This is a genomic window from Myxococcus sp. MH1 (assembly GCF_059738865.1).
This window is the reverse complement of sequence record NZ_AP026947.1, coordinates 10,062,095-10,081,720: the sequence shown is the minus strand read 5'-3', so window position 1 is coordinate 10,081,720 and position 19,626 is coordinate 10,062,095. Positions and strand designations below refer to the sequence as shown.

General features: G+C 68.7%; 11 protein-coding genes and 1 CRISPR repeat array (1 of these 12 running past the window's edge). Of the genes, 8 read left to right on the top strand and 3 right to left on the bottom strand.

Annotated elements, in window-relative coordinates; all coding sequences use genetic code 11:
* The first annotated feature begins 154 nt into the window (after positions 1-154).
* Positions 155-1,573, top strand: coding sequence for an MATE family efflux transporter (locus AC6JA9_RS39905; RefSeq protein WP_483579049.1), 1,419 nt, complete (start codon positions 155-157; stop codon positions 1,571-1,573).
* Positions 1,574-1,595: 22 nt separating this feature from the next.
* Here the strand turns inward: AC6JA9_RS39905 and AC6JA9_RS39900 are convergent, their stop codons facing one another.
* The 3 genes from AC6JA9_RS39900 to AC6JA9_RS39890 all read right to left on the bottom strand — a co-directional run bounded on the left by AC6JA9_RS39900 (position 1,596) and on the right by AC6JA9_RS39890 (position 5,577).
* Positions 1,596-2,309, bottom strand: coding sequence for an esterase family protein (locus tag AC6JA9_RS39900; protein ID WP_223751152.1), 714 nt, complete (start codon positions 2,307-2,309; stop codon positions 1,596-1,598).
* Between the two features lie 118 nt (positions 2,310-2,427).
* Complete coding sequence (locus tag AC6JA9_RS39895; RefSeq protein ID WP_223783911.1) at positions 2,428-3,936, bottom strand: aldehyde dehydrogenase family protein; 1,509 nt, start codon at positions 3,934-3,936, stop codon at positions 2,428-2,430.
* A gap of 156 nt (positions 3,937-4,092) precedes the next feature.
* The gene (locus AC6JA9_RS39890; protein WP_497958706.1) at positions 4,093-5,577 is read right to left on the bottom strand and encodes a glycosyltransferase family 39 protein; all 1,485 of its coding nucleotides are present in this window, start codon (positions 5,575-5,577) and stop codon (positions 4,093-4,095) included.
* Positions 5,578-5,825: 248 nt separating this feature from the next.
* Here AC6JA9_RS39890 and cas3 point away from each other — a divergent pair, with 248 nt between their 5' ends.
* The 7 genes from cas3 to cas2 are packed head-to-tail and all read left to right on the top strand — an operon-like array spanning position 5,826 to position 13,405.
* On the top strand, positions 5,826-8,054 hold the full coding sequence (gene cas3, locus AC6JA9_RS39885; RefSeq protein WP_497958705.1) for a CRISPR-associated helicase Cas3': 2,229 nt from the start codon (positions 5,826-5,828) through the stop codon (positions 8,052-8,054).
* Between the two features lie 21 nt (positions 8,055-8,075).
* On the top strand, positions 8,076-8,726 hold the full coding sequence (gene cas5c / locus AC6JA9_RS39880; protein WP_497958704.1) for a type I-C CRISPR-associated protein Cas5c: 651 nt from the start codon (positions 8,076-8,078) through the stop codon (positions 8,724-8,726).
* On the top strand, positions 8,723-10,471 hold the full coding sequence (gene cas8c / locus AC6JA9_RS39875) for a type I-C CRISPR-associated protein Cas8c/Csd1 (RefSeq protein WP_497958703.1): 1,749 nt from the start codon (positions 8,723-8,725) through the stop codon (positions 10,469-10,471). The genes cas5c and cas8c overlap by 4 nt, the downstream gene beginning before the upstream one ends.
* A gap of 39 nt (positions 10,472-10,510) precedes the next feature.
* Positions 10,511-11,425 (top strand): type I-C CRISPR-associated protein Cas7/Csd2, encoded by a 915-nt coding sequence (gene cas7c / locus AC6JA9_RS39870; protein ID WP_223751146.1) that lies wholly within the window; start codon positions 10,511-10,513, stop codon positions 11,423-11,425.
* The gene (gene cas4, locus AC6JA9_RS39865) at positions 11,422-12,081 is read left to right on the top strand and encodes a CRISPR-associated protein Cas4 (RefSeq protein ID WP_267699019.1); all 660 of its coding nucleotides are present in this window, start codon (positions 11,422-11,424) and stop codon (positions 12,079-12,081) included. Before cas7c ends, cas4 begins: the two co-directional genes overlap by 4 nt.
* Positions 12,078-13,106, top strand: a complete 1,029-nt coding sequence (gene cas1c / locus AC6JA9_RS39860; RefSeq protein ID WP_267699020.1) for a type I-C CRISPR-associated endonuclease Cas1c — start codon at positions 12,078-12,080, stop codon at positions 13,104-13,106. The genes cas4 and cas1c overlap by 4 nt, the downstream gene beginning before the upstream one ends.
* The gene (gene cas2, locus AC6JA9_RS39855; RefSeq protein WP_497958702.1) at positions 13,106-13,405 is read left to right on the top strand and encodes a CRISPR-associated endonuclease Cas2; all 300 of its coding nucleotides are present in this window, start codon (positions 13,106-13,108) and stop codon (positions 13,403-13,405) included. Before cas1c ends, cas2 begins: the two co-directional genes overlap by 1 nt.
* Positions 13,406-13,608: 203 nt before the next feature.
* Positions 13,609-19,626: direct repeats of the CRISPR family, unit length 37 nt; unit sequence GTCGCTCCTCGTGACCGCGAGGAGCGTGGGTTGAAAC; it runs 768 nt beyond the window's last position.

The window sequence follows — 19,626 nt, the reverse complement described above, 5'->3', positions numbered from 1 at the left end:
GGCACCGGTGTGACGGCTCGGGGCCTCGGGACACGATGTGGGTCCCGGGGCCCCTTCGTTTCGTGGGCACCCCAGGGGTCAGGAGAGGGAGCGCGGGGGCGTCGCTCTCGGCTGGCGCATTCCATGGCGGAAGGCGCTATAGGCCGAGGCCGCCATGTCCACCGCCGTCGCACCCTCCTCGTCGTCGCCCCGGCCCGGCTCCCGTCGCGCCGCCATCCTGGCGGAGCTGCGCGCGCTCTCTCGCCTGGCCATCCCCATCGCGATTGCCCAGGGCGGCCAGTCGCTCATGGGGCTGGTGGACACGCTGGTGGTGGGGCGGGCGGGCACGTCGGCGCTGGCTTCCGTGGGGCTGGGCAACGGCCTGTTCTTCGCTGTCAGCGGCTTCGGCATGGGGCTGATGATGGGGTTCGACCCGCTCCTGTCCCAGGCGGTGGGCGGGCGCGCCATGGCGAGGGCGCGGGGGCTGCTGTGGCAAGGCGGCTGGATGTCGCTGTTCGCCGGGCTGCTGCTGTTCTGCCTGCTGATGTTGTCGCCCCTGCTCCTGCCGCTCGCGGGCATCGGCGAGACGGAAATCGCGGGGGCCTGGGACTACCTGCTGTGGCGCGGGCCGAGCCTGCCGCTGATGCTGGCCTTCCTGACGATGCGCTCCTATCTCCAGTCCACCGCGTACACGCGGCCGCTGGTGGTGGCGACGGTGCTGGCGAACGTGCTGAACCTGGGCGCGGACATCCTGCTGGTGTTCGGCGGCGCGAACCTGCCCGGGTACCTCGGCCCCCTGCGGGCCGTGCCGGCGATGGGCGTGGCCGGGTCGGCGCTGGCCTCGACGCTGTGCACGATGTTGCAGCTGGGCGTGGTGGTGCTGGCCATCGCGAAGCTGCCCGCGCCGGAGGGCGAGCGGCCCGTGCGTCGGCCCGTGTGGAGCGACCTGGCCCAGGCGATCCGGGTGGGTGTGCCCATTGGCCTGCACATCGCCGCGGAGATTGGCGTCTTCGCGCTGGCGGGCGTGCTGTCGGCGGGGCTGGGAGCCGCGAGCGTGGGGGCGCATCAAATCGCCATCGCGTACTCGAGCGTCACCTTCACGGTGGCCATGGGCATCGGCAACGCGGGGAGCGTGCGGGTGGGCTGGGCGGTGGGCGCGCACGACACGCCCCGGGCGCGGCTCAGCGGCTTCATCGCCTTCGCGGGCGGCGCGGGCTTCATGGCGTTGGGGGCGCTGGCGTTCGCGCTCTTCCCCGGGGCCCTGGCCCGGCTGGCGGGCGCCCCCGAGGACGTGCTCCCGCTGGTGGTGCCCCTGCTGATGGTGAGCGCCATCTTCCAGGTGTTCGACGGGGTGCAGGGCGTGGGCGCGGGCGTGCTGCGCGGCGCGGGCGACACGCGCTTCACGTTCCTGGCGAACATGGTGGGGCACTACGCCATCGGCCTGCCGCTCACGCTGCTGCTGGGCTTCAAGCTGGGGCTGGGCGTGGTGGGCATCTGGTGGGGCCTGTGCGCGGGGCTCATCGCGGTGGCGCTGTCGCTGCTCTGGCGCTTCAACCGCATCAGCGCCGGCACGCTGCGCCCGCTCGAGTCGTGAGCGGGCGCGGCGTCCTCGCCGGCTACCAGGGCAGGTACTGCTGAATCATCTCCCGCCAGACGGGCCAGTCGTGGTTGCCGCCCTGCCAGATGGCGAGCTGGTTGCCGATGTCCTTCTTCCACAACAGGCTGGAGAGGTGCTCGTTGGAGGGGCGGCAGAAGTCGTGCTCGCCCACCGCCAGCACCATCTCCACGCGCTGGAGCGCGGCGAGCTGGCTGTTGTCGTGGACGTTGGGCAGCCACTGCGTGGCGGAGTGGAAGTAGACGTCGTTGTCCTGGTGGCCGTCGAGGAACTCGTCCGTCTCGAACTTGCCGCCCATGGAGATGAGCCGGCGGAAGACGTGCGGGTGGCGCAGGCCCACGTTGTACGTGTGGAAGCCGCCGAAGCTGCACCCGGCCAGGGTGAGGCGCCCGCCGGTGCTGCGGCTCATCAGCAGCGGCACCACCTCGTTGAGCAGGTATTGCTCCCACTCCTGGTGCCGGGCGATGCGGTCATGCGGGTGCACGGACGTGTTGAACCAGGACTCTTCGTCCACGGAGTCCGGGCACACGATGACGTAGCGGCCGGACTGGACGCGGTCGGCGATGGCGCCGATGAGGCCGAAGTCCTCGGCCTGGAAGAAGCGGCCGCGACTGGTGGGCAGCAGCAGCACGGGTTCTCCCGAGTGGCCGTAGAGCAGGAGCTCCATGTCCCGATGCAGGCGCGCGCTATGCCAGCGGTGGTATTCGCGGTTCATGGGGCGCGAGCTTAACCGCGCCGCGTCAAGGACGGGCAACGTCAGGTGCGTGTGGTCCTGACGGACCTCGCTTTCGCCGCGGCGGGTGTCGGGTGCTGGAAGGATGCCCCCGGGGAGTTCAGTCCGGCCAGTTCCCCTCGAGGGCATGGGGGCCTTCGGTGAAGGCGTGCACCAGGTGGGTGCCACCGACGAAGGCGCCGGCCCAGGAGCCGCCCTTGCCGCCGAAGGGCTCCTCGCGGTCTCCGCGCGAGCGCAGCCTGTTGATGCCGACCTTGAAGGCCTGCAGCTGGGAGGCGAGGCGCTCGGCGAGCTGTGGGTCATCGGTGGCCACGGAGGCGACGAGCGCGCCTTGGGAGACATTGGCTTCGCGGATGAGCTCCTCCTCGGAGTCCACGGACATGAGGACGTCGACGGGGCCGAAGGGCTCGCGCAGGTAGAGCTCGCTGTCGCGAGGCACGCCGAAGAGCAGGGTGGGGGCGATGTAGCTCCCGCGCGACTGGCCCGGGGTGAAGGCGTCATCGGCGAGCGTGCCCTCGTGCAGCACCGCGGCGCCGCGCTCGCGGGCGTCGTCGATGAGCGCGCGCAGCTCCGCCACCTTGCTGGCGGAGATGAGCGGGCCGAAGTCCACGTCGCCGCCGAGCAGTGGGTGGCCCACGCGCAGCGAGGACGCGGCGTCCACGTAGGCGCGTACGAACCGGGGGACGAGGGACTTCTCGACGACCCAGCGGGTGTAGGCGGTGCAGCGCTGCTTGCCGAAGTCGAAGCCCGCGCGAATCTGGCGGGAGAGGCCGTCCCAGTCGGTGAACCGGGTGATGGCGTAGGCGTTCACGCCCTCCATCTCCAGGGCGTAGCGCTTGTTCGTGTCGCGCAGGCGGCGGTGGACCTCGGCGCCGTTGGCGCGGCCGCCGATGAAGGCGACCCCGGCGATGAGCGGGTGGCCCACGAGGGCCTCGGAGAGGTCCTTGCCGCGACCGCCCGCGAGCGACACGGGCAGGCCCGCGCGGCGCATCAGCGCGAAGGCGAGGGTGAGCGAGACGCCGCCCCCTTGCGTGGGAATCTTCGCGATGACCGAGTTCCCCGCGAGCGTCTGCACGAGCACGTTGAGCAGCAGGACGGAGAAGGGATAGTTCCAGGAGGCGATGTTCGACACGAGGCCGAGCGGCGCGCGGGACTCGAGCATCGGGCCGATGTTCTCCAGGTACCACTCGAGGCCGGTGAGGCAGCGGTCCACGTCGTTGCTGGCCGTGGGCAGTGTCTTGCCGATGTCCCAGGCGAGGACGCGGACGAGCAGGTCCCGGTGGTCCTCGAGCGAGTCCAGCGCGTCGAGGACGGCGTGCATGCGCGCGTTGAGCGAGCGGGCGGACCAGGGGAGGAACTCGCCGGCGGCCTTCTCCACGGCCTGGACGGCCTGGGCTTGAGAGAGCAGCGGCAGTGACGCGAGCACCTGGCCGTCGATGGGCGAGCGCGCGTCGAACCACGCGGGCGGGTGGACCCAGGAGCCCGCGATGGGGGAGAGCAGACGGCCTTGGGCGTCGAAGGCCTCGGGGACGACTCGCCGGGCTTCGGCCAGCAGGCGGGAGCTTTCGAGGTGAAGCAGGGGCTCGCCAACGAGTTCAATCTGCGACATGGGTCTACCTCCTCGCGCGTCGGGATTCGCTGCGAAGAATCGAGGCCGCGTTCATGACGGGTCGCGGCATGGGCGAATATCGTCACGCGCGCGCAGGATGTCTGGGCAAGCGGGCGAGGCCCTGGGTGGACGGCTCCGCCGGGTGGGCGGGGGATGTCAGGGATTGCGACGCCAGAGCTCCGCGTCGCGGGTGAAGTGCTCGCGGACCCATTGCTCGCTGGTGTCGGAGAGCTGCCACTCGCCACGGCCGAGGAGGAGCAGGACGTCGCAACGTGGGAGCAGCTGGAGCGCGGTGCGTTGCGAGTGCGCGTCCTGGAAGGCGGCCTCCGCGTTGGGGAAGCGCGTGGGCGCCAAGAGCGCGTCGTTCAACATGAGGCCGTACGGGTCGACGAACGCGGGATTGCCGAGGGGCAGGCCGGGGAGTCTGTCGGCGGCGATGGCCCACGCGGGCTCGAAGGCGCAGAGCGCTGCATCCGTGGGGACGGTGGACCTGAGCGTCTCACCGAGCGGGAGGAGGAAGCGGTCCTTCTGTTTCGCGGCGCGGAGGACGCCGGGGAGGGTGGTGAGGATGAGGAGGGCGGTGACGGCGAGGGCGATTCGCTGGGTGCGCGCGCCGTGGAGTTGGCGAACGATGAAGTCCGCGCCAAGGCCCGTGAGGACGGCGGTGGTGGGGGCGAGGTGCGCGTTGTACTGGGACCAGTAGCTCTTGGAGGCGAGGAAGGTGGCGACGGTGAGGAGCCACGCGGCGCTGAAGAGGCGCTCGGTGACGGCGTCCTGCTGACGCGTGCGTGCGAGGGCCACGGTGACGCCGATGACGGTGACGAGGGTGAGGCCCAGGCGTCCGTCGACGAGGATGGAGAGCAGGCGGCTGGTGAGGCTCGAGTCTCCGTCGGGAGGGCGCAGGAGCTGGAAGCGCAGCAGGCCCTGGAGCATCGCGTCCGGGGCGAGGAGGAAGAAGGGGCCGAGCCACAACAGGCCCACGCCCGCGGCAATGAGGATGACCCGCGCGACGCGCGAGCCTTCGCGTGACATGCCGCGAGCCCAGGCGACGGCGAGGACCCAGGCGCCCGCGGTCAGCTTGATGGCGCAGGCGGTGGCGAGCAGGGCTCCGGCGAGGAGGTCTCTTCGCTGTGTCTGTCTTTGCGTGGTGGAGGGGCGGAGCCAGACCCACGCGAGGGTGAGACAGGTGAGGTTGAGCAGGGGTTCGAGGAAGGGGCCACGCTCGGTGGACACGGCCTCGGGGTAGACGGCGTAGGCGAGCGCGGCGACGAGGCCCGCGCGAGTGCCCCAGCGCTGCTGGGCGATGCGGCCGCTGAGCAGGGTGCTGAGTGCGCCCGCGAGCGGCATGAGCCAGCGGACGACGGAGAAGGCGAGGGCGGGGCCGAGGCCGTGTGAGAGCGCGGCCACGGGGGAGAGCAGCACGGTGATGCCGGGCGGGTGGACGAAGAAGTAGTCGCGATAGGGCAACAGGCCCTGGGAGAGGAGCGCGGCGGCGCTGAAGTAGACACCCTCGTCGTAGTCGACGGGGTGGCCGAGCGCGCCGCCCCGGTGGAAGAAGCCCGCGATGCGCAGGAGCCACGCGCCGGCCGCGACGAGCAGCAGGGGCCACCAGGGCTGACGATGCGCGGGCTCGCGGTGCACTGGACGGCGCGTACCAGATGCCCCTGGGTGTGTCGAGGTGAACCCCGGCTCCCGGGCGCGGTTGACTCAGGGGACGTCTGGGGCGGTGACTGTCTTTATCGCGGGACGGTCCATACCCCCGGGGAGGTAGGGACGACCCTTCATGAAGCTGTCATAGCTCCCGGCGTGCGATGGAAACGCGCGTGGGTTTGTGTCATGGCTATGGACAGTGACAAGGGATTGGACCTGCGATGGCAGGTGGTGGGGGGATGATGTCTGGTGATGTGTCTTCGCGCGGGGTGACGGCGGAGCCGCTGGCTCACGTCACGGCGGAGGGTCGTCCGCATCTGCTCCGCGAGCACTTGATGGAGGTGGGGCGCCTGGCCGCGCTGTTCGCGGCGCGCGAGGACATGCGCGTGTTCTGTGAGCTGGCGGGACGCTGGCATGACCTGGGCAAGTACCGGCCTCATTTCCAGTCGCGCATCCGCAAGGAGAACGGCTTCGAGGCCCACCTGGAGGTGGGGAACTCCTCGGACAAGGACCATGCGACGGCGGGCGCGCTGTGGGCCTTGCGCATGGAGCGGCGGCTGGGGCCCCTGGCGATGGCCATCGCGGGACACCACGGCGGACTGCGGGACGCGGAGAAGTTCCGGAGTCGCGTAGGAGACCCCGAGAAGCTGAAGCTCCTGGAGGAAGCGCTGACGGCGGGCGTTCCGGAAGACCTGCGCGCGCTGACGCCAGGGCTGGACTTCAGCTGGCTCGAGAAGCTCTCCAAGCACCGGCTCGAGTTCTGGACGCGGATGCTGTTCTCGTCCCTGTGCGACGCGGACTTCCTGGACACGGAGGCCTTCTACGACACGTCCCGGGTCGAAGCGCGGCGCGTCGGCGCGACGTTGGAGCAGCTCGCGCGAGCGCTGCGGGCCTTCATGGACCAGAAGCAGAGCGGTGCGCCGGACACGCCGGTGAACCGGGTCCGACGCGAGGTGCTCTCGGCGGTGCTCGCGCGCGCGCCGGGTCCGCCGGGAGTCTTCAGCCTCACCGTGCCCACGGGCGGCGGCAAGACGCTGACCTCCATGGCGTTCGCGCTGGAGCATGCTCGGTCACGAGGGCTTCGGCGGGTCATCGTCGCCATCCCGTACACGTCCATCATCGAGCAGAGCTCGGGGGTGTATCGGGAGGCCTTTGGCGAGCTGGGGAGCGCCGTCATCGAGCACCACTCGTCCGTGGACCCCAAGCGGGAGACGGCGCTCAACCGCGTGGCCAGCGAGAACTGGGACGCGCCGGTCATCGTCACCACCACGGTGCAGCTGTTGGAGAGCCTGTTCGCCTGTCGGACCTCGGCGTGCCGCAAGCTGCACAACATCGCCGGGAGCGTCATCGTATTGGACGAGGCGCAGACGCTGCCTCCCGCGCTGCTGACCACCATCCTGGACGGGTTGAAGACGCTGGTGGAGGACTACGGCTGCTCGGTGGTCATCTGCACCGCGACCCAGCCCGCGCTGGGCATGCGTCCTGGGTTTCCCGAGGGCTTTCCCTCGGTCCAGGAGCTGGTGCCGCCGGAGCTGAACGCCTTCGAGCGTCTGCGCCGCGTGACGGTGCGCTGGCCCACGAGCCGCGAGCCCATGTCCTATGAAGCGCTGGCCGAGGCCGTGGCCGGCGAGCGCGATGTGCTCGCGGTGGTCCACCGTCGGGATGACGCGCGCGAGCTGTGCGCGTTGGTGGACGCGCGTGTCGGTGAGGGGACGACGCTGCACCTGTCCGCGCTGATGTGCCCGGAGCATCGCTCCAGGGTGCTGGCGGACATCCAGAAGCGGAAGCGGCGCGGGGAACCGGTGCGACTGGTGGCGACGCAGTTGGTCGAGGCCGGCGTGGACCTGGACTTCGCCGTCGTCTACCGGAGCCTGGCGGGGCTGGACTCGCTGGCTCAGGCGGCGGGGCGCTGCAATCGCGAGGGTCGGCTGGAGACGCTCGGCGAGCTCCGTGTGTACGAGGCGAAGACGCAGCCGCCCCCTGGTGTGCCGCAGGCGGCGCTGGCGGTGACCCGGACGCTGCTGGCGCAGGACCCCGCGCTGGACCTGTTCTCACCCGACAGCTTCCGGCGGTACTTCGAGCGGCTCTACGCGAACGCGGCTCGGGATGGGAAGGGCATTCAAGAGGCTCGGGCGGCGCTCAAGTACGAGGAGGTCTCCGCGAAGTTCCAGCTCGTGGAGGACGAGTGGAGCGCGCCCGTGGTGGTGCCCTTCGAGGGCTGTGAGGCGGTGCTCGACGAGGTGCGGCGGCTGGGGCCCTCGCGTGAGCGGCTGCGGGCCTTGCAGCGCTTCACGGTGACGGTGCCGCGCAAGCTCCGCGAGGTCTGGGTGGAGCGGGAGCTGGCGGGCGTCGCGGCGGAGACGGTGGTGTTCCTCGGGCCCGAGCATCGGTCCGCCTACGACGAGACCTTCGGGCTGCTGCGCGACCGGGTGGGCGTGCTCGACCCGGCCTTCCTCATTCCCGGCTGACGAACTTCAGGAGGTGTGTGGATGAAGACGAGCAAGCGGTTTCGCGTGCGGGCCCGAGGGCCCGTGGCCTGCTTCACCCGCCCGGAGATGAAGGCCGAGCGGGTGAGCTACGAGGTGATGACACCCTCGGCGGCGAGGGGCGTCTTGGAGGCCATTCTCTGGAAGCCAGCCATCCGCTGGCAGGTCCACGAGATCGCCGTCCTCGCGCCCGTGCGGTGGACGAGCTTCCGCCGCAACGAGGTGAACAGCCGCGCGGTGGTGGGGAAGCTCGACTACGCGGCGGACGAGGACCGAGCGCAGCGCAACACGGTGGCGCTGCGGGACGTGGACTACGCCATCACCGCGTCGTTCTCGCTCGTGGCGGGCAAGGCGGGCCCCGAGGACAACGTCCGCAAGTTCGAGGAGATGTTCGAGCGGCGGCTGGAGAAGGGACAGTTCTTCCACGCGCCGTACCTGGGCTGCCGCGAGTTCGCCGCGCGCGTGGAGCCGATGGTGGAGGACGTCCGGCCCGTGGACCTGGAGGTCGAGCGCAGGCCTCTGGGGCTCGTGTTCTACGACTTCGAGTTCGGTGAAGCGACGCGCCCGCTGTTCTTCGAGGCGTCCCTGGACCGGGGCGTGCTCCACGTGCCGGGCCGGGACGAAGTGCTCAAGCAGAACGGAGGCCAGCCATGATGCTCACGGCGCTCAACGACTTCGCGCGCGAGCGCGGGTTGGTGGACGACCCGCTCTACGAGACGAAGCCCGTGGACTTCCTCATCCGCCTGAGCGCGAAGGGGAAGCTGCTGGGACTGGAGCCCACGCAGGACGAGAAGGGACGGGGCAAGCCCCTGTCGATTCCGAGACTGCCAACGCGCGCCGTGAACATCGCCGCGGGCTTCCTGGCGGACAACACCAAGTACGTCCTGGGCCATGACCCCGAGGCCCGGGAGGGCAAGGCCGACAAGGGGGCGCCACGGCTGGCTGCCTTCGTGAAGCTGGTGAAGGAGGCGGCGGCGGACACGAAGGTGCCCGAGCTGCGCGCCGTGGAGAAGTTCCTCGAGGACGACGCGGCGCGCGCGAAGGTCGTCGAGGAGCGCGCGGCGGATGAGTGGACGGGCTCGGAGTTGTTCGCCTTCGTCGTGGGCGATTCGCTCGACCCCGTGCATCAGCTCCCCGAGGTCCGTGCATGGTGGGAGAAGCGGAGCGCGCACGCCGCCGCCCAGGGCAAGGTCGGTCTGTGTCTGGTGACCGGGACCGTGGGCGTGGTGGCGCGGACCCATCCGAAGTTGAAGAACATCCCGGAGGCCCAGGGCGCGGGGGCGGCCCTGGTGTCGTTCAACGCGGACGCCTTCGAGTCGCATGGGATGGAGCAGGGAGACAACGCACCCGTCTCGCAGCAGGCCGCGCTCGGGTACGTGCTCGCGCTCAACGACCTGCTCCGCAAGTCGGAGACCCGCCGGTTCCGACAAGGCATCCAGCTGGGGGATGGCTCGGTGTTGGTGTTCTGGACCAACAGCACCGCCGAGCAGGAGAGCCAGCTGCTGGCCCTGCTCGACCCCACGGAGGAAGACCTGCGGCGCTTGCTGGAGGCGCCGCTCATCGGGCTGGAGTCTGGAGCGCTGGATACGAGGCGCTTCTATGCCGTCACCCTCGCTGGCAACTCCGGCCGTGTCGCCGTGCGCGACTGGTTCCAGACCAGCGTCGGTGAGGTGAAGGAGAGCCTTCGCCGGTACTTCGCGGATCTGCGGCTGGGCGCGGTGGCACAGGACAAGCCCACGCCCATCTGGCGCCTGCTCAAGGCCGTCGAGGCCCCGTCTGGACGCGGGCTGAGTCCCGACGTCGCGACGCGGATGCTGGGCGCGGCGTTGAGGGGACATCCCTTCCCGCGACAGCTGCTCTCAGCGGCGTTGGACCGTCTGCGGCTTCCCCCCTCGGACGACAAGCTCGAGCGCGAGCAGCTCCGCCTCCGCGTCGCGCTCATCAAGGCCACCCTCATCCGGCTTCCCCGCAGTGGACCCACTTCCCTGGAGGTCTCCGTGTCATTGGACAAGAGCAACACGTCCCAGTCGTATGTCCTCGGTCGGCTCTTCGCCGTGCTGGAGCGCCTGCAGGGCGCGGCGCTGGGCGACATCAACGCCAGCATTCGTGATCGATATTTCGGTGCGGCCTCGCGCAACCCCGTCACCGTCTTCCCCCGGTTGCTCCAGCTCTCCGTGCACCACGCCTCGAAGGCGGAGGCTGGCGGCTGGTTGGAGAAGAAGAAGGGCGAGGTGATGGCGCTGCTGCCCTCGGAGAGTCCCTTCCCGCCCGTGCTCTCGCTCGAGAACCAGGGGCTCTTCGCGGTGGGCTACTACCACCAGCGCGAGGATTTCTTCACGAAGCGCCCGCAGGCCGAAGGCAAGGCCGCGAAGGACGCTTCCTCCAAGTCTGACGACTGACCACCGCTTCCACGATTCCCATACGAGAGAGAGAACGCCATGTCCGAGCTCAAGAACCGCCACGACTTCGTCCTGCTGTTCGACGTCCAGGATGGCAACCCCAACGGAGACCCCGACGCGGGGAACCTGCCGCGCATCGACCCGGAGACGGGAGACGGCCTGGTCACGGATGTCAGCCTCAAGCGCAAGGTGCGCAACTTCATCCTGCTCACTCAGGAGAAGAAGCCCGGGTTCGACATCTTCGTGAAGGAGAAGGCCGTCCTGAACTCCACCATCGCCCAGGCCTACAAGGACCTGGGCGTCGACCTGAACGAGAAGCCCAAGAGCGACAAGGATGGCAAGAAGCGCAACACCAAGGGCGAGGCCCAGGGCTCCGAGGTGGACCAGGGCCGTGCGTGGATGTGCAAGACGTTCTTCGACGTGCGGACGTTCGGCGCCGTCATGTCCACGGGCGCCAACGCGGGACAGGTCCGCGGGCCGGTGCAGCTCACGTTCGCCCGCTCCGTGACGCCCATCGTCTCGCTGGAGCACTCCATCACCCGCATGGCCGTGGCCACCGAGGCGGAGGCGGAGAAGCAGGGCGGCGACAACCGCACCATGGGGCGGAAGAACACGGTGCCGTACGGGCTTTACCGCGCGCATGGCTTCGTCTCGCCGCACCTGGCGAAGCAGACGGGCTTCAGCTCGGGCGACCTGGACCTGCTGTTCAAGGCCTTCCTGAACATGTTCGAGCTGGACCGCAGCGCGGCGCGCGGCCTGATGTCCATGCGCAAGGTCATCGTGTTCAAGCACGGCTCGGAGTTGGGCAATGCGCCCGCGCACGCGCTGTTCGACCGGGTGCAGGTGACGCCCGTGAACGGGGAGAAGCCCGCGCGCTCGTTCAAGGACTACACGGTGAAGGTGGACACCGCGAAGCTGCCGCAGGGCATCGAGGTGATGGAACTGGCGGGATGACCTCCGCTCGCGAGACGTGGGTGGCGCTGTCCGCCTTGCAGCACCTGTTGTTCTGTGAGCGGCAGGCGGCGCTCATCCACGTGGAGCAGCTCTGGCGGGAGGATGTGCGCACCGCGACGGGGCGGCTGCTCCATGAGCGGGTGGACCAGCCCGGGCATGATGCTCGGCCCGGGCGGCGCGTGGAGCGCGCGGTGCGGCTGGGGTGTGAGCGGCTGCGATTGGTGGGGCGCGCGGACCTGGTGGAGTACCACCCGGATGCCTCGAGCCCCACCGGGTGGCGGCCGTATCCCGTGGAGGTGAAGCGGGCGAAGCGCAAGTCACTCGAGGCGGACTGTGTGCAGCTCTGTGCCCAGGCGCTGTGCCTGGAGGAGATGCACGGTGTCCCTGTTCCCGAGGGCGCGCTGTTCCATGGCGCGCAGCATCGGCGGCAGGTGATTGTGCTGGATGCGCGGCTGCGGGCCCGGACGGAGGAGGCGGTGGCTCGGATGCATGAGCTGCTGGCGCGGGGGAGCGTGCCCGTGGTGGCGAGGGCTCCGAAGTGTGAGTCGTGCTCGCTGGAGCCGCTGTGCCTGCCGCACGTCACGGCGGGACAGCGGCGTGCCTCCGAGCATCTGCGGCGGATGGTGGAACTGGTGGACCCAAAGGAGGTGTCGTGACCACCGCGCTCAATACGCTGTTCATCACCGTGGAGGGCACCCGCCTGAACAAGGAAGGGGAGCGGGTGGTGGTGACGGTCCAGGACGTGAAGAAGGCGGAGGTGCCGCTGCGACACCTGCGCTCGGTGGTGTGCCTGACTCGGGCCTGGATGACGCCGGAGCTGTTGGAGAGCTGTGTCGAGGCGGGCATCCACGTGTCCTTCTTCGGGATGACGGGGCGCTTCCTGGCGCGCGTCGAGGGGCTTCCGGGGGGAAATGTGCTGCTGCGCCGCGAGCAGTATCGCGCGGCGGATGATGGGGGGAGGACGTTGGCCATCGCTCGGGCGATGGTGGTGGGGAAGGTGAGCAACGCGCGGCAGTTTCTCCTGCATGCGAAGCGGGACGCGGCGGCGGAGCAGGCGCAGCCGTTGGAGGAGGCGGCGCGGAAGCTCGCCGAGCACTTGCGTGCGGTGGGGCGAGCGGAGGAACTGGCGCAGGTGCGCGGGCTGGAGGGCATCGCGGCCCGGGACTACTTCGAGGTGTTCCCGAGCCTGCTCAAGGGTGGGGCGCGACGGTTCGGGTTCGATGGGCGCAACCGGCGGCCTCCGAGGGACCCGCTGAATGCGCTGCTGTCGTTTGGTTATGCGCTGCTGGCGCAGGACTGCGCGGGGGCGCTGGCGGGAGTGGGGTTGGACCCGGCGGTGGGGTTTCTTCATGAGGACCGGCCGGGGCGGCTGTCGCTGGCGTTGGACTTGATGGAGGAGCTGCGTGCGCCCGTGGTGGACCGGCTGGTGTTCTCGCTGGTGAACCGGGGGCAGCTCAAGCCGGAGGACTTCAAGGAGGAGGCCGCGGGTGCGGTGATGCTGCGGGACGAGGCGCGCAAGGCGTTCCTCGTGGCGTACCAAGCGGCGAAGCAGGTGGAAGTGCAGCATGTCTTCCTGGGGCAGCAGACGAGCTGGGGGCTGGTGCCGCACCTGCAGGCGCTGTTGCTGGCGAGGACCCTCCGAGGCGAGCTGGACGGATATCCTCCGTTCGCGGTGCGCTGATGCGGAAGGTCACCGTGCTCGTCTGTTACGACGTTCAGGTGAGTGACCCGACGGGACCCAAGCGGCTCCGGCGGATTGCGCGGATGTGCAAGGACCATGGGGTCCGGGTGCAGTACTCGGTGTTCGAGTGCGTGCTGGAGCCGAAGGACTGGGTCGTGCTGCGCGCACGGCTGCTCTCGGAGATGGATGCGGAGAGCGACAGTCTGCGGTTCTACTTCTTGAGCGAGGATGTCGCTCGGAAGACGGAGCACCATGGCACGCGGGTTCCATTGGATGTCGAGGGGCCGCTCATCCTGTGAGCGGCTTGCCTGCCCTGACTGGGGCGCGCGAACCTGTCTCGGTGCGTGCTTCGTCGGAGGTTCGCGCTCTTTGAAATCTCCAATAGTCGTAGGGAGTTACGCGGAGGTGACGAGGCACGCGGACTGGATGGACGGGCCTGTGGACCCAAGTTCGCGCGGACCGGCCGGATTCCCGAGTGATTGTGGTAGTTTGGACGGGCAGGGTCGCTCCTCGTGACCGCGAGGAGCGTGGGTTGAAACGTCGCCAAGTACGGCGCCGGGCCGTACGACTTGGACAAGTCGCTCCTCGTGACCGCGAGGAGCGTGGGTTGAAACAGGAATTCTCCCAGCGCTACAGCAAGGCGGACCTCGTCGCTCCTCGTGACCGCGAGGAGCGTGGGTTGAAACACGAGAACATAGCTCTCCTCGGTTCCCTCGGGCCGGGTCGCTCCTCGTGACCGCGAGGAGCGTGGGTTGAAACACCAGCCAGACGGCGACTTCGTCCGGGGGGCCCAGTCGCTCCTCGTGACCGCGAGGAGCGTGGGTTGAAACAAGCTGTACTTGAGTCCGAACGAGAGCCCCCACCTGTCGCTCCTCGTGACCGCGAGGAGCGTGGGTTGAAACAACGCGGGGGACACCCTCGCCCTGTCCGGGAACAGTCGCTCCTCGTGACCGCGAGGAGCGTGGGTTGAAACGTCTCGACCTTCACTATGCGCTCCGGCTTACAGGTCGCTCCTCGTGACCGCGAGGAGCGTGGGTTGAAACCTCAGGGTCCCGCCGTCGGGCGACCCGGGTCCCAGGTCGCTCCTCGTGACCGCGAGGAGCGTGGGTTGAAACTCCTCGGGAGGAAGTGACGTGTCCAAGCTGCTGCCCCGTCGCTCCTCGTGACCGCGAGGAGCGTGGGTTGAAACGATGGGGTCTGGGCGCTCTCCGAGCACGCTGAGGTCGCTCCTCGTGACCGCGAGGAGCGTGGGTTGAAACTTGAGGTTGGCCAGCGTGCGCTCGCTGTCCACGAAGGTCGCTCCTCGTGACCGCGAGGAGCGTGGGTTGAAACACCTTGACGGCCATGCCCACCGAGAAGGGGCGAGTCGCTCCTCGTGACCGCGAGGAGCGTGGGTTGAAACCCTTTGGCCTCCAGTGCATTTTTCTCAGCCCGGGTCGCTCCTCGTGACCGCGAGGAGCGTGGGTTGAAACCGCCAAATCCACATTGAGCGCTGCGCCCTAAATGGTCGCTCCTCGTGACCGCGAGGAGCGTGGGTTGAAACCGGTCGCTCCCTCGCCCCCGTCAAGCTGACCAACGGTCGCTCCTCGTGACCGCGAGGAGCGTGGGTTGAAACTGCCAAGCCAACGCCCCCTTGCGCACGCCCGGGCTGTCGCTCCTCGTGACCGCGAGGAGCGTGGGTTGAAACGCGCGTACGGAGTGCAGTGGGCGCACGTGTGGCGCGGTCGCTCCTCGTGACCGCGAGGAGCGTGGGTTGAAACGGAGGTCGTGGCCCCCGTCAAGAAGCTGTTGCAGTCGCTCCTCGTGACCGCGAGGAGCGTGGGTTGAAACGACACCGCCTCGGTGACCTGCGCGGCGACATCGTCGCTCCTCGTGACCGCGAGGAGCGTGGGTTGAAACGAGGCAGGGTGGACTCCGGAGCGGCGAGAGCTCAGGTCGCTCCTCGTGACCGCGAGGAGCGTGGGTTGAAACGTCGGCGACGGTGCCGGGCTCGTCCTCGCATAGTCGCTCCTCGTGACCGCGAGGAGCGTGGGTTGAAACCACGTCAACCGCAGGTCCTTGCGCGTGTAGCGGTCGCTCCTCGTGACCGCGAGGAGCGTGGGTTGAAACTCGTCCTCCCCGCCGGTGACGCGCTGGTGTCCGTGTCGCTCCTCGTGACCGCGAGGAGCGTGGGTTGAAACGCGGAGACAACGACACCCTGATGTGCGTCGGGGTCGCTCCTCGTGACCGCGAGGAGCGTGGGTTGAAACCTGCCGCCGTGGGGCGCCCATAACCCGGTGTGGTGTCGCTCCTCGTGACCGCGAGGAGCGTGGGTTGAAACTGGCGCCGGGGCAGCAGCACGGACCTCAACGTGTCGCTCCTCGTGACCGCGAGGAGCGTGGGTTGAAACTTCTGGGCTCCGCCGAGTGACCCGGAGCGCTCACGTCGCTCCTCGTGACCGCGAGGAGCGTGGGTTGAAACTCCCCTTCGCCGCACCAGCGATGAAACGTGGTGTTGTCGCTCCTCGTGACCGCGAGGAGCGTGGGTTGAAACGTGTGCGCGAGGGCGAGGCCCATCAGCGCCTTGTTGTCGCTCCTCGTGACCGCGAGGAGCGTGGGTTGAAACTCGGTGAGGAGCCCGCCGTAGACCTTCACCACCGTCGCTCCTCGTGACCGCGAGGAGCGTGGGTTGAAACTGGGGTCGCGTGGCTTCCGCATCCGCGGACTCTGTCGCTCCTCGTGACCGCGAGGAGCGTGGGTTGAAACGCGGGTGCCTTCGCACCAGGTCTCCATGCACGCGTCGCTCCTCGTGACCGCGAGGAGCGTGGGTTGAAACGATTGCTCGGGCCTCGTGGCATGGGCGTGGCTCAAGTCGCTCCTCGTGACCGCGAGGAGCGTGGGTTGAAACCGGCTGGCGTGTGCTGACGCACTGGGAGTGGAGTCGCTCCTCGTGACCGCGAGGAGCGTGGGTTGAAACTGCGACAGGTGGTGGGTCGTCGTTGGGGACGCGGGTCGCTCCTCGTGACCGCGAGGAGCGTGGGTTGAAACCGGAGCCGCCGCCCGGCGCGCTTCCTCAGTAACAAGTCGCTCCTCGTGACCGCGAGGAGCGTGGGTTGAAACGACATCACCACCGTCGCCATGATGGGCGAGCAAGGTCGCTCCTCGTGACCGCGAGGAGCGTGGGTTGAAACACCTGGAAGCTCGTCAGTGAGGGGGTGGTGCGCAGTCGCTCCTCGTGACCGCGAGGAGCGTGGGTTGAAACACGTCCCTGCCGGTGGAGAGGGGACTGCTGGGCGCGTCGCTCCTCGTGACCGCGAGGAGCGTGGGTTGAAACGTCGTGAAGGGCTCACCCAGCGCGGCTTCGGCGGTCGCTCCTCGTGACCGCGAGGAGCGTGGGTTGAAACGTCGTGAAGGGCTCACCCAGCGCGGCTTCGGCGGTCGCTCCTCGTGACCGCGAGGAGCGTGGGTTGAAACCTCGCGCACCCGCTGTGGCGCCGGTGGTACCGGAAGTCGCTCCTCGTGACCGCGAGGAGCGTGGGTTGAAACTCTGCGGCGCGGGCGCGCGCGTCAGCGATTGAAGTCGTCGCTCCTCGTGACCGCGAGGAGCGTGGGTTGAAACCAACCGGCAGCGCGACACAGCGACGTCATGTGGTCGCTCCTCGTGACCGCGAGGAGCGTGGGTTGAAACTCTTGCATGTGTGACTCCGTGGCTGACGGTGGCTGGTCGCTCCTCGTGACCGCGAGGAGCGTGGGTTGAAACTGGCTCGACACGCTCAGCATGCGCCGCGCCCTGTCGCTCCTCGTGACCGCGAGGAGCGTGGGTTGAAACTCGAGTCCCTCCGGTGACCGCATGCGCCCAGGAAGTCGCTCCTCGTGACCGCGAGGAGCGTGGGTTGAAACCATGCCGCTCGGTCGGGGTAGTCCGCCGCCATCGTCGCTCCTCGTGACCGCGAGGAGCGTGGGTTAAAACAGCTGCGCCTCCTGCTTCGCCGCCAGCTTGGGGGTCGCTCCTCGTGACCGCGAGGAGCGTGGGTTGAAACACCAGCAGAGGTAGAACTCAGGCGAAGTTGAAGGTCGCTCCTCGTGACCGCGAGGAGCGTGGGTTGAAACATCGGCGGCGTCTACGGCAGCCTCAACCAGCAGGGTCGCTCCTCGTGACCGCGAGGAGCGTGGGTTGAAACAGGGCCTCAAGCTCATCGTCGGTCAGCATCGGAAGTCGCTCCTCGTGACCGCGAGGAGCGTGGGTTGAAACTCAGGCGGGAGGCGCGTCAGTTTCTCGTACAGCGTCGCTCCTCGTGACCGCGAGGAGCGTGGGTTGAAACACGTGTCACCGGCCGATACGGCGTTGTCGAGAAGTCGCTCCTCGTGACCGCGAGGAGCGTGGGTTGAAACGCGCGCGCGGCCTTGTGCGCCGCGAGGTCCTTCGGTCGCTCCTCGTGACCGCGAGGAGCGTGGGTTGAAACATGTTGTTCGCACCGGCCGAGGCGGGCGGACGCCTGTCGCTCCTCGTGACCGCGAGGAGCGTGGGTTGAAACAACCCTCTCGGATTGGCGGCTGGCGCGGCTGCTGGGTCGCTCCTCGTGACCGCGAGGAGCGTGGGTTGAAACCCTTCACCAAGCCGACGGCCGGCGACAACTTCGGTCGCTCCTCGTGACCGCGAGGAGCGTGGGTTGAAACCAGGAGGAGATTCGCAGCATGCGCCCGGGGCCGTCGCTCCTCGTGACCGCGAGGAGCGTGGGTTGAAACCACTGGTCACGGCCGCCACGCCCAGGTGTCGGCGTCGCTCCTCGTGACCGCGAGGAGCGTGGGTTGAAACTGGCTCGACACTCTGTCCATGTCGCGAGCGCTCCGTCGCTCCTCGTGACCGCGAGGAGCGTGGGTTGAAACGTCTGTCTGTTGGGGAACTCGGCGAGCGGCACCTCGTCGCTCCTCGTGACCGCGAGGAGCGTGGGTTGAAACACCCCGTTCGCGTCCTGCTGCTCGAGGAGGATGTCGCTCCTCGTGACCGCGAGGAGCGTGGGTTGAAACGTACCGTCCTCCGCGTCGAGTGTCTCGGCGCGGTCGCTCCTCGTGACCGCGAGGAGCGTGGGTTGAAACCCCGGGCCCGCGTTGCACAAGCTGCGCTCAGGTGGTCGCTCCTCGTGACCGCGAGGAGCGTGGGTTGAAACACTGTCCGGGCCGGCCCCCAGGATCAATTACGGTCGCTCCTCGTGACCGCGAGGAGCGTGGGTTGAAACGCGAGCCTCCTCTGCCAAAAATACGGAGTCCTCGGTCGCTCCTCGTGACCGCGAGGAGCGTGGGTTGAAACCACTCGGCGGGGAAGCGGTCCACGCGCGAAGGTGCGAAGTCGCTCCTCGTGACCGCGAGGAGCGTGGGTTGAAACTTGACCACTTGGCGCGCCTCGACCGCGCCGGAGGTCGCTCCTCGTGACCGCGAGGAGCGTGGGTTGAAACTCCGTCTCCGCTACCACCTCCCCATGCACCAGGGTGTCGCTCCTCGTGACCGCGAGGAGCGTGGGTTGAAACTGGTTCGCGGTGCCCACGTCCTTGGCGCCCCGCGTCGCTCCTCGTGACCGCGAGGAGCGTGGGTTGAAACTCAGCGGTCAATGCTCGTATCCGGGCGCTGTCCGTCGCTCCTCGTGACCGCGAGGAGCGTGGGTTGAAACACGTGCTCGGGGCGGTCGAGGGCGCGGAACAGCAGTCGCTCCTCGTGACCGCGAGGAGCGTGGGTTGAAACCAGCGAGTCGGGGCACCTCATGGGCGGCCCCCGCAGTCGCTCCTCGTGACCGCGAGGAGCGTGGGTTGAAACCGTGCGAAGATGGCGCAGGTGCCCGTCTCGTACGTGGTCGCTCCTCGTGACCGCGAGGAGCGTGGGTTGAAACTATCGGCGGCCATGCTCGACACCTGCGCGACGAAGTCGCTCCTCGTGACCGCGAGGAGCGTGGGTTGAAACTCCTCAATCCACGCCACGAGCTGGTTGTGGTTGTCGCTCCTCGTGACCGCGAGGAGTGTGGGTTGAAACCGCTCCCGCTCCTGTTCGGCGCGGCGCTGCTCCTGTCGCTCCTCGTGACCTCGAGGAGCGTGGGTTGAAACTTGGACTTCGGGGAGGGGGACATAGGCTTACTCGTCGCTCCTCGTGACCGCGAGGAGCGTGGGTTGAAACCACGTCTTGGCCACCGGCGCGGCCACCGTGACGTTGTCGCTCCTCGTGACCGCGAGGAGCGTGGGTTGAAACGGCCCCGCGCGCTCGCGCTACGACGCGTACCTCGTCGCTCCTCGTGACCGCGAGGAGCGTGGGTTGAAACGGGTAGTTGGCAATCAGGGTGATGAACAGCTCACGGTCGCTCCTCGTGACCGCGAGGAGCGTGGGTTGAAACTCGTAGTGCTCGCGCTGCTGCTCCACCTGCTTCTCGTCGCTCCTCGTGACCGCGAGGAGCGTGGGTTGAAACGAGCGCAAGGCCACCCCGCGAGTCCGGGGGTGCCGGTCCGCTCCTCGTGACCGCGAGGAGCGTGGGTTGAAACGAGGAGTCCGTCCCGGTCAGC

Coding starts and splice junctions, on each gene's coding strand:
- cas7c (WP_223751146.1), top strand. CDS start 10,511: ATGTCCGAGCTCAAGAACCGCCACGACTTCGTCCTGCTGTTCGACGTC.
- cas3 (WP_497958705.1), top strand. CDS start 5,826: ATGATGTCTGGTGATGTGTCTTCGCGCGGGGTGACGGCGGAGCCGCTG.
- AC6JA9_RS39900 (WP_223751152.1), bottom strand. CDS start 2,309: ATGAACCGCGAATACCACCGCTGGCATAGCGCGCGCCTGCATCGGGAC.
- cas2 (WP_497958702.1), top strand. CDS start 13,106: ATGCGGAAGGTCACCGTGCTCGTCTGTTACGACGTTCAGGTGAGTGAC.
- cas8c (WP_497958703.1), top strand. CDS start 8,723: ATGATGCTCACGGCGCTCAACGACTTCGCGCGCGAGCGCGGGTTGGTG.
- cas4 (WP_267699019.1), top strand. CDS start 11,422: ATGACCTCCGCTCGCGAGACGTGGGTGGCGCTGTCCGCCTTGCAGCAC.
- cas5c (WP_497958704.1), top strand. CDS start 8,076: ATGAAGACGAGCAAGCGGTTTCGCGTGCGGGCCCGAGGGCCCGTGGCC.
- AC6JA9_RS39905 (WP_483579049.1), top strand. CDS start 155: ATGTCCACCGCCGTCGCACCCTCCTCGTCGTCGCCCCGGCCCGGCTCC.
- AC6JA9_RS39895 (WP_223783911.1), bottom strand. CDS start 3,936: ATGTCGCAGATTGAACTCGTTGGCGAGCCCCTGCTTCACCTCGAAAGC.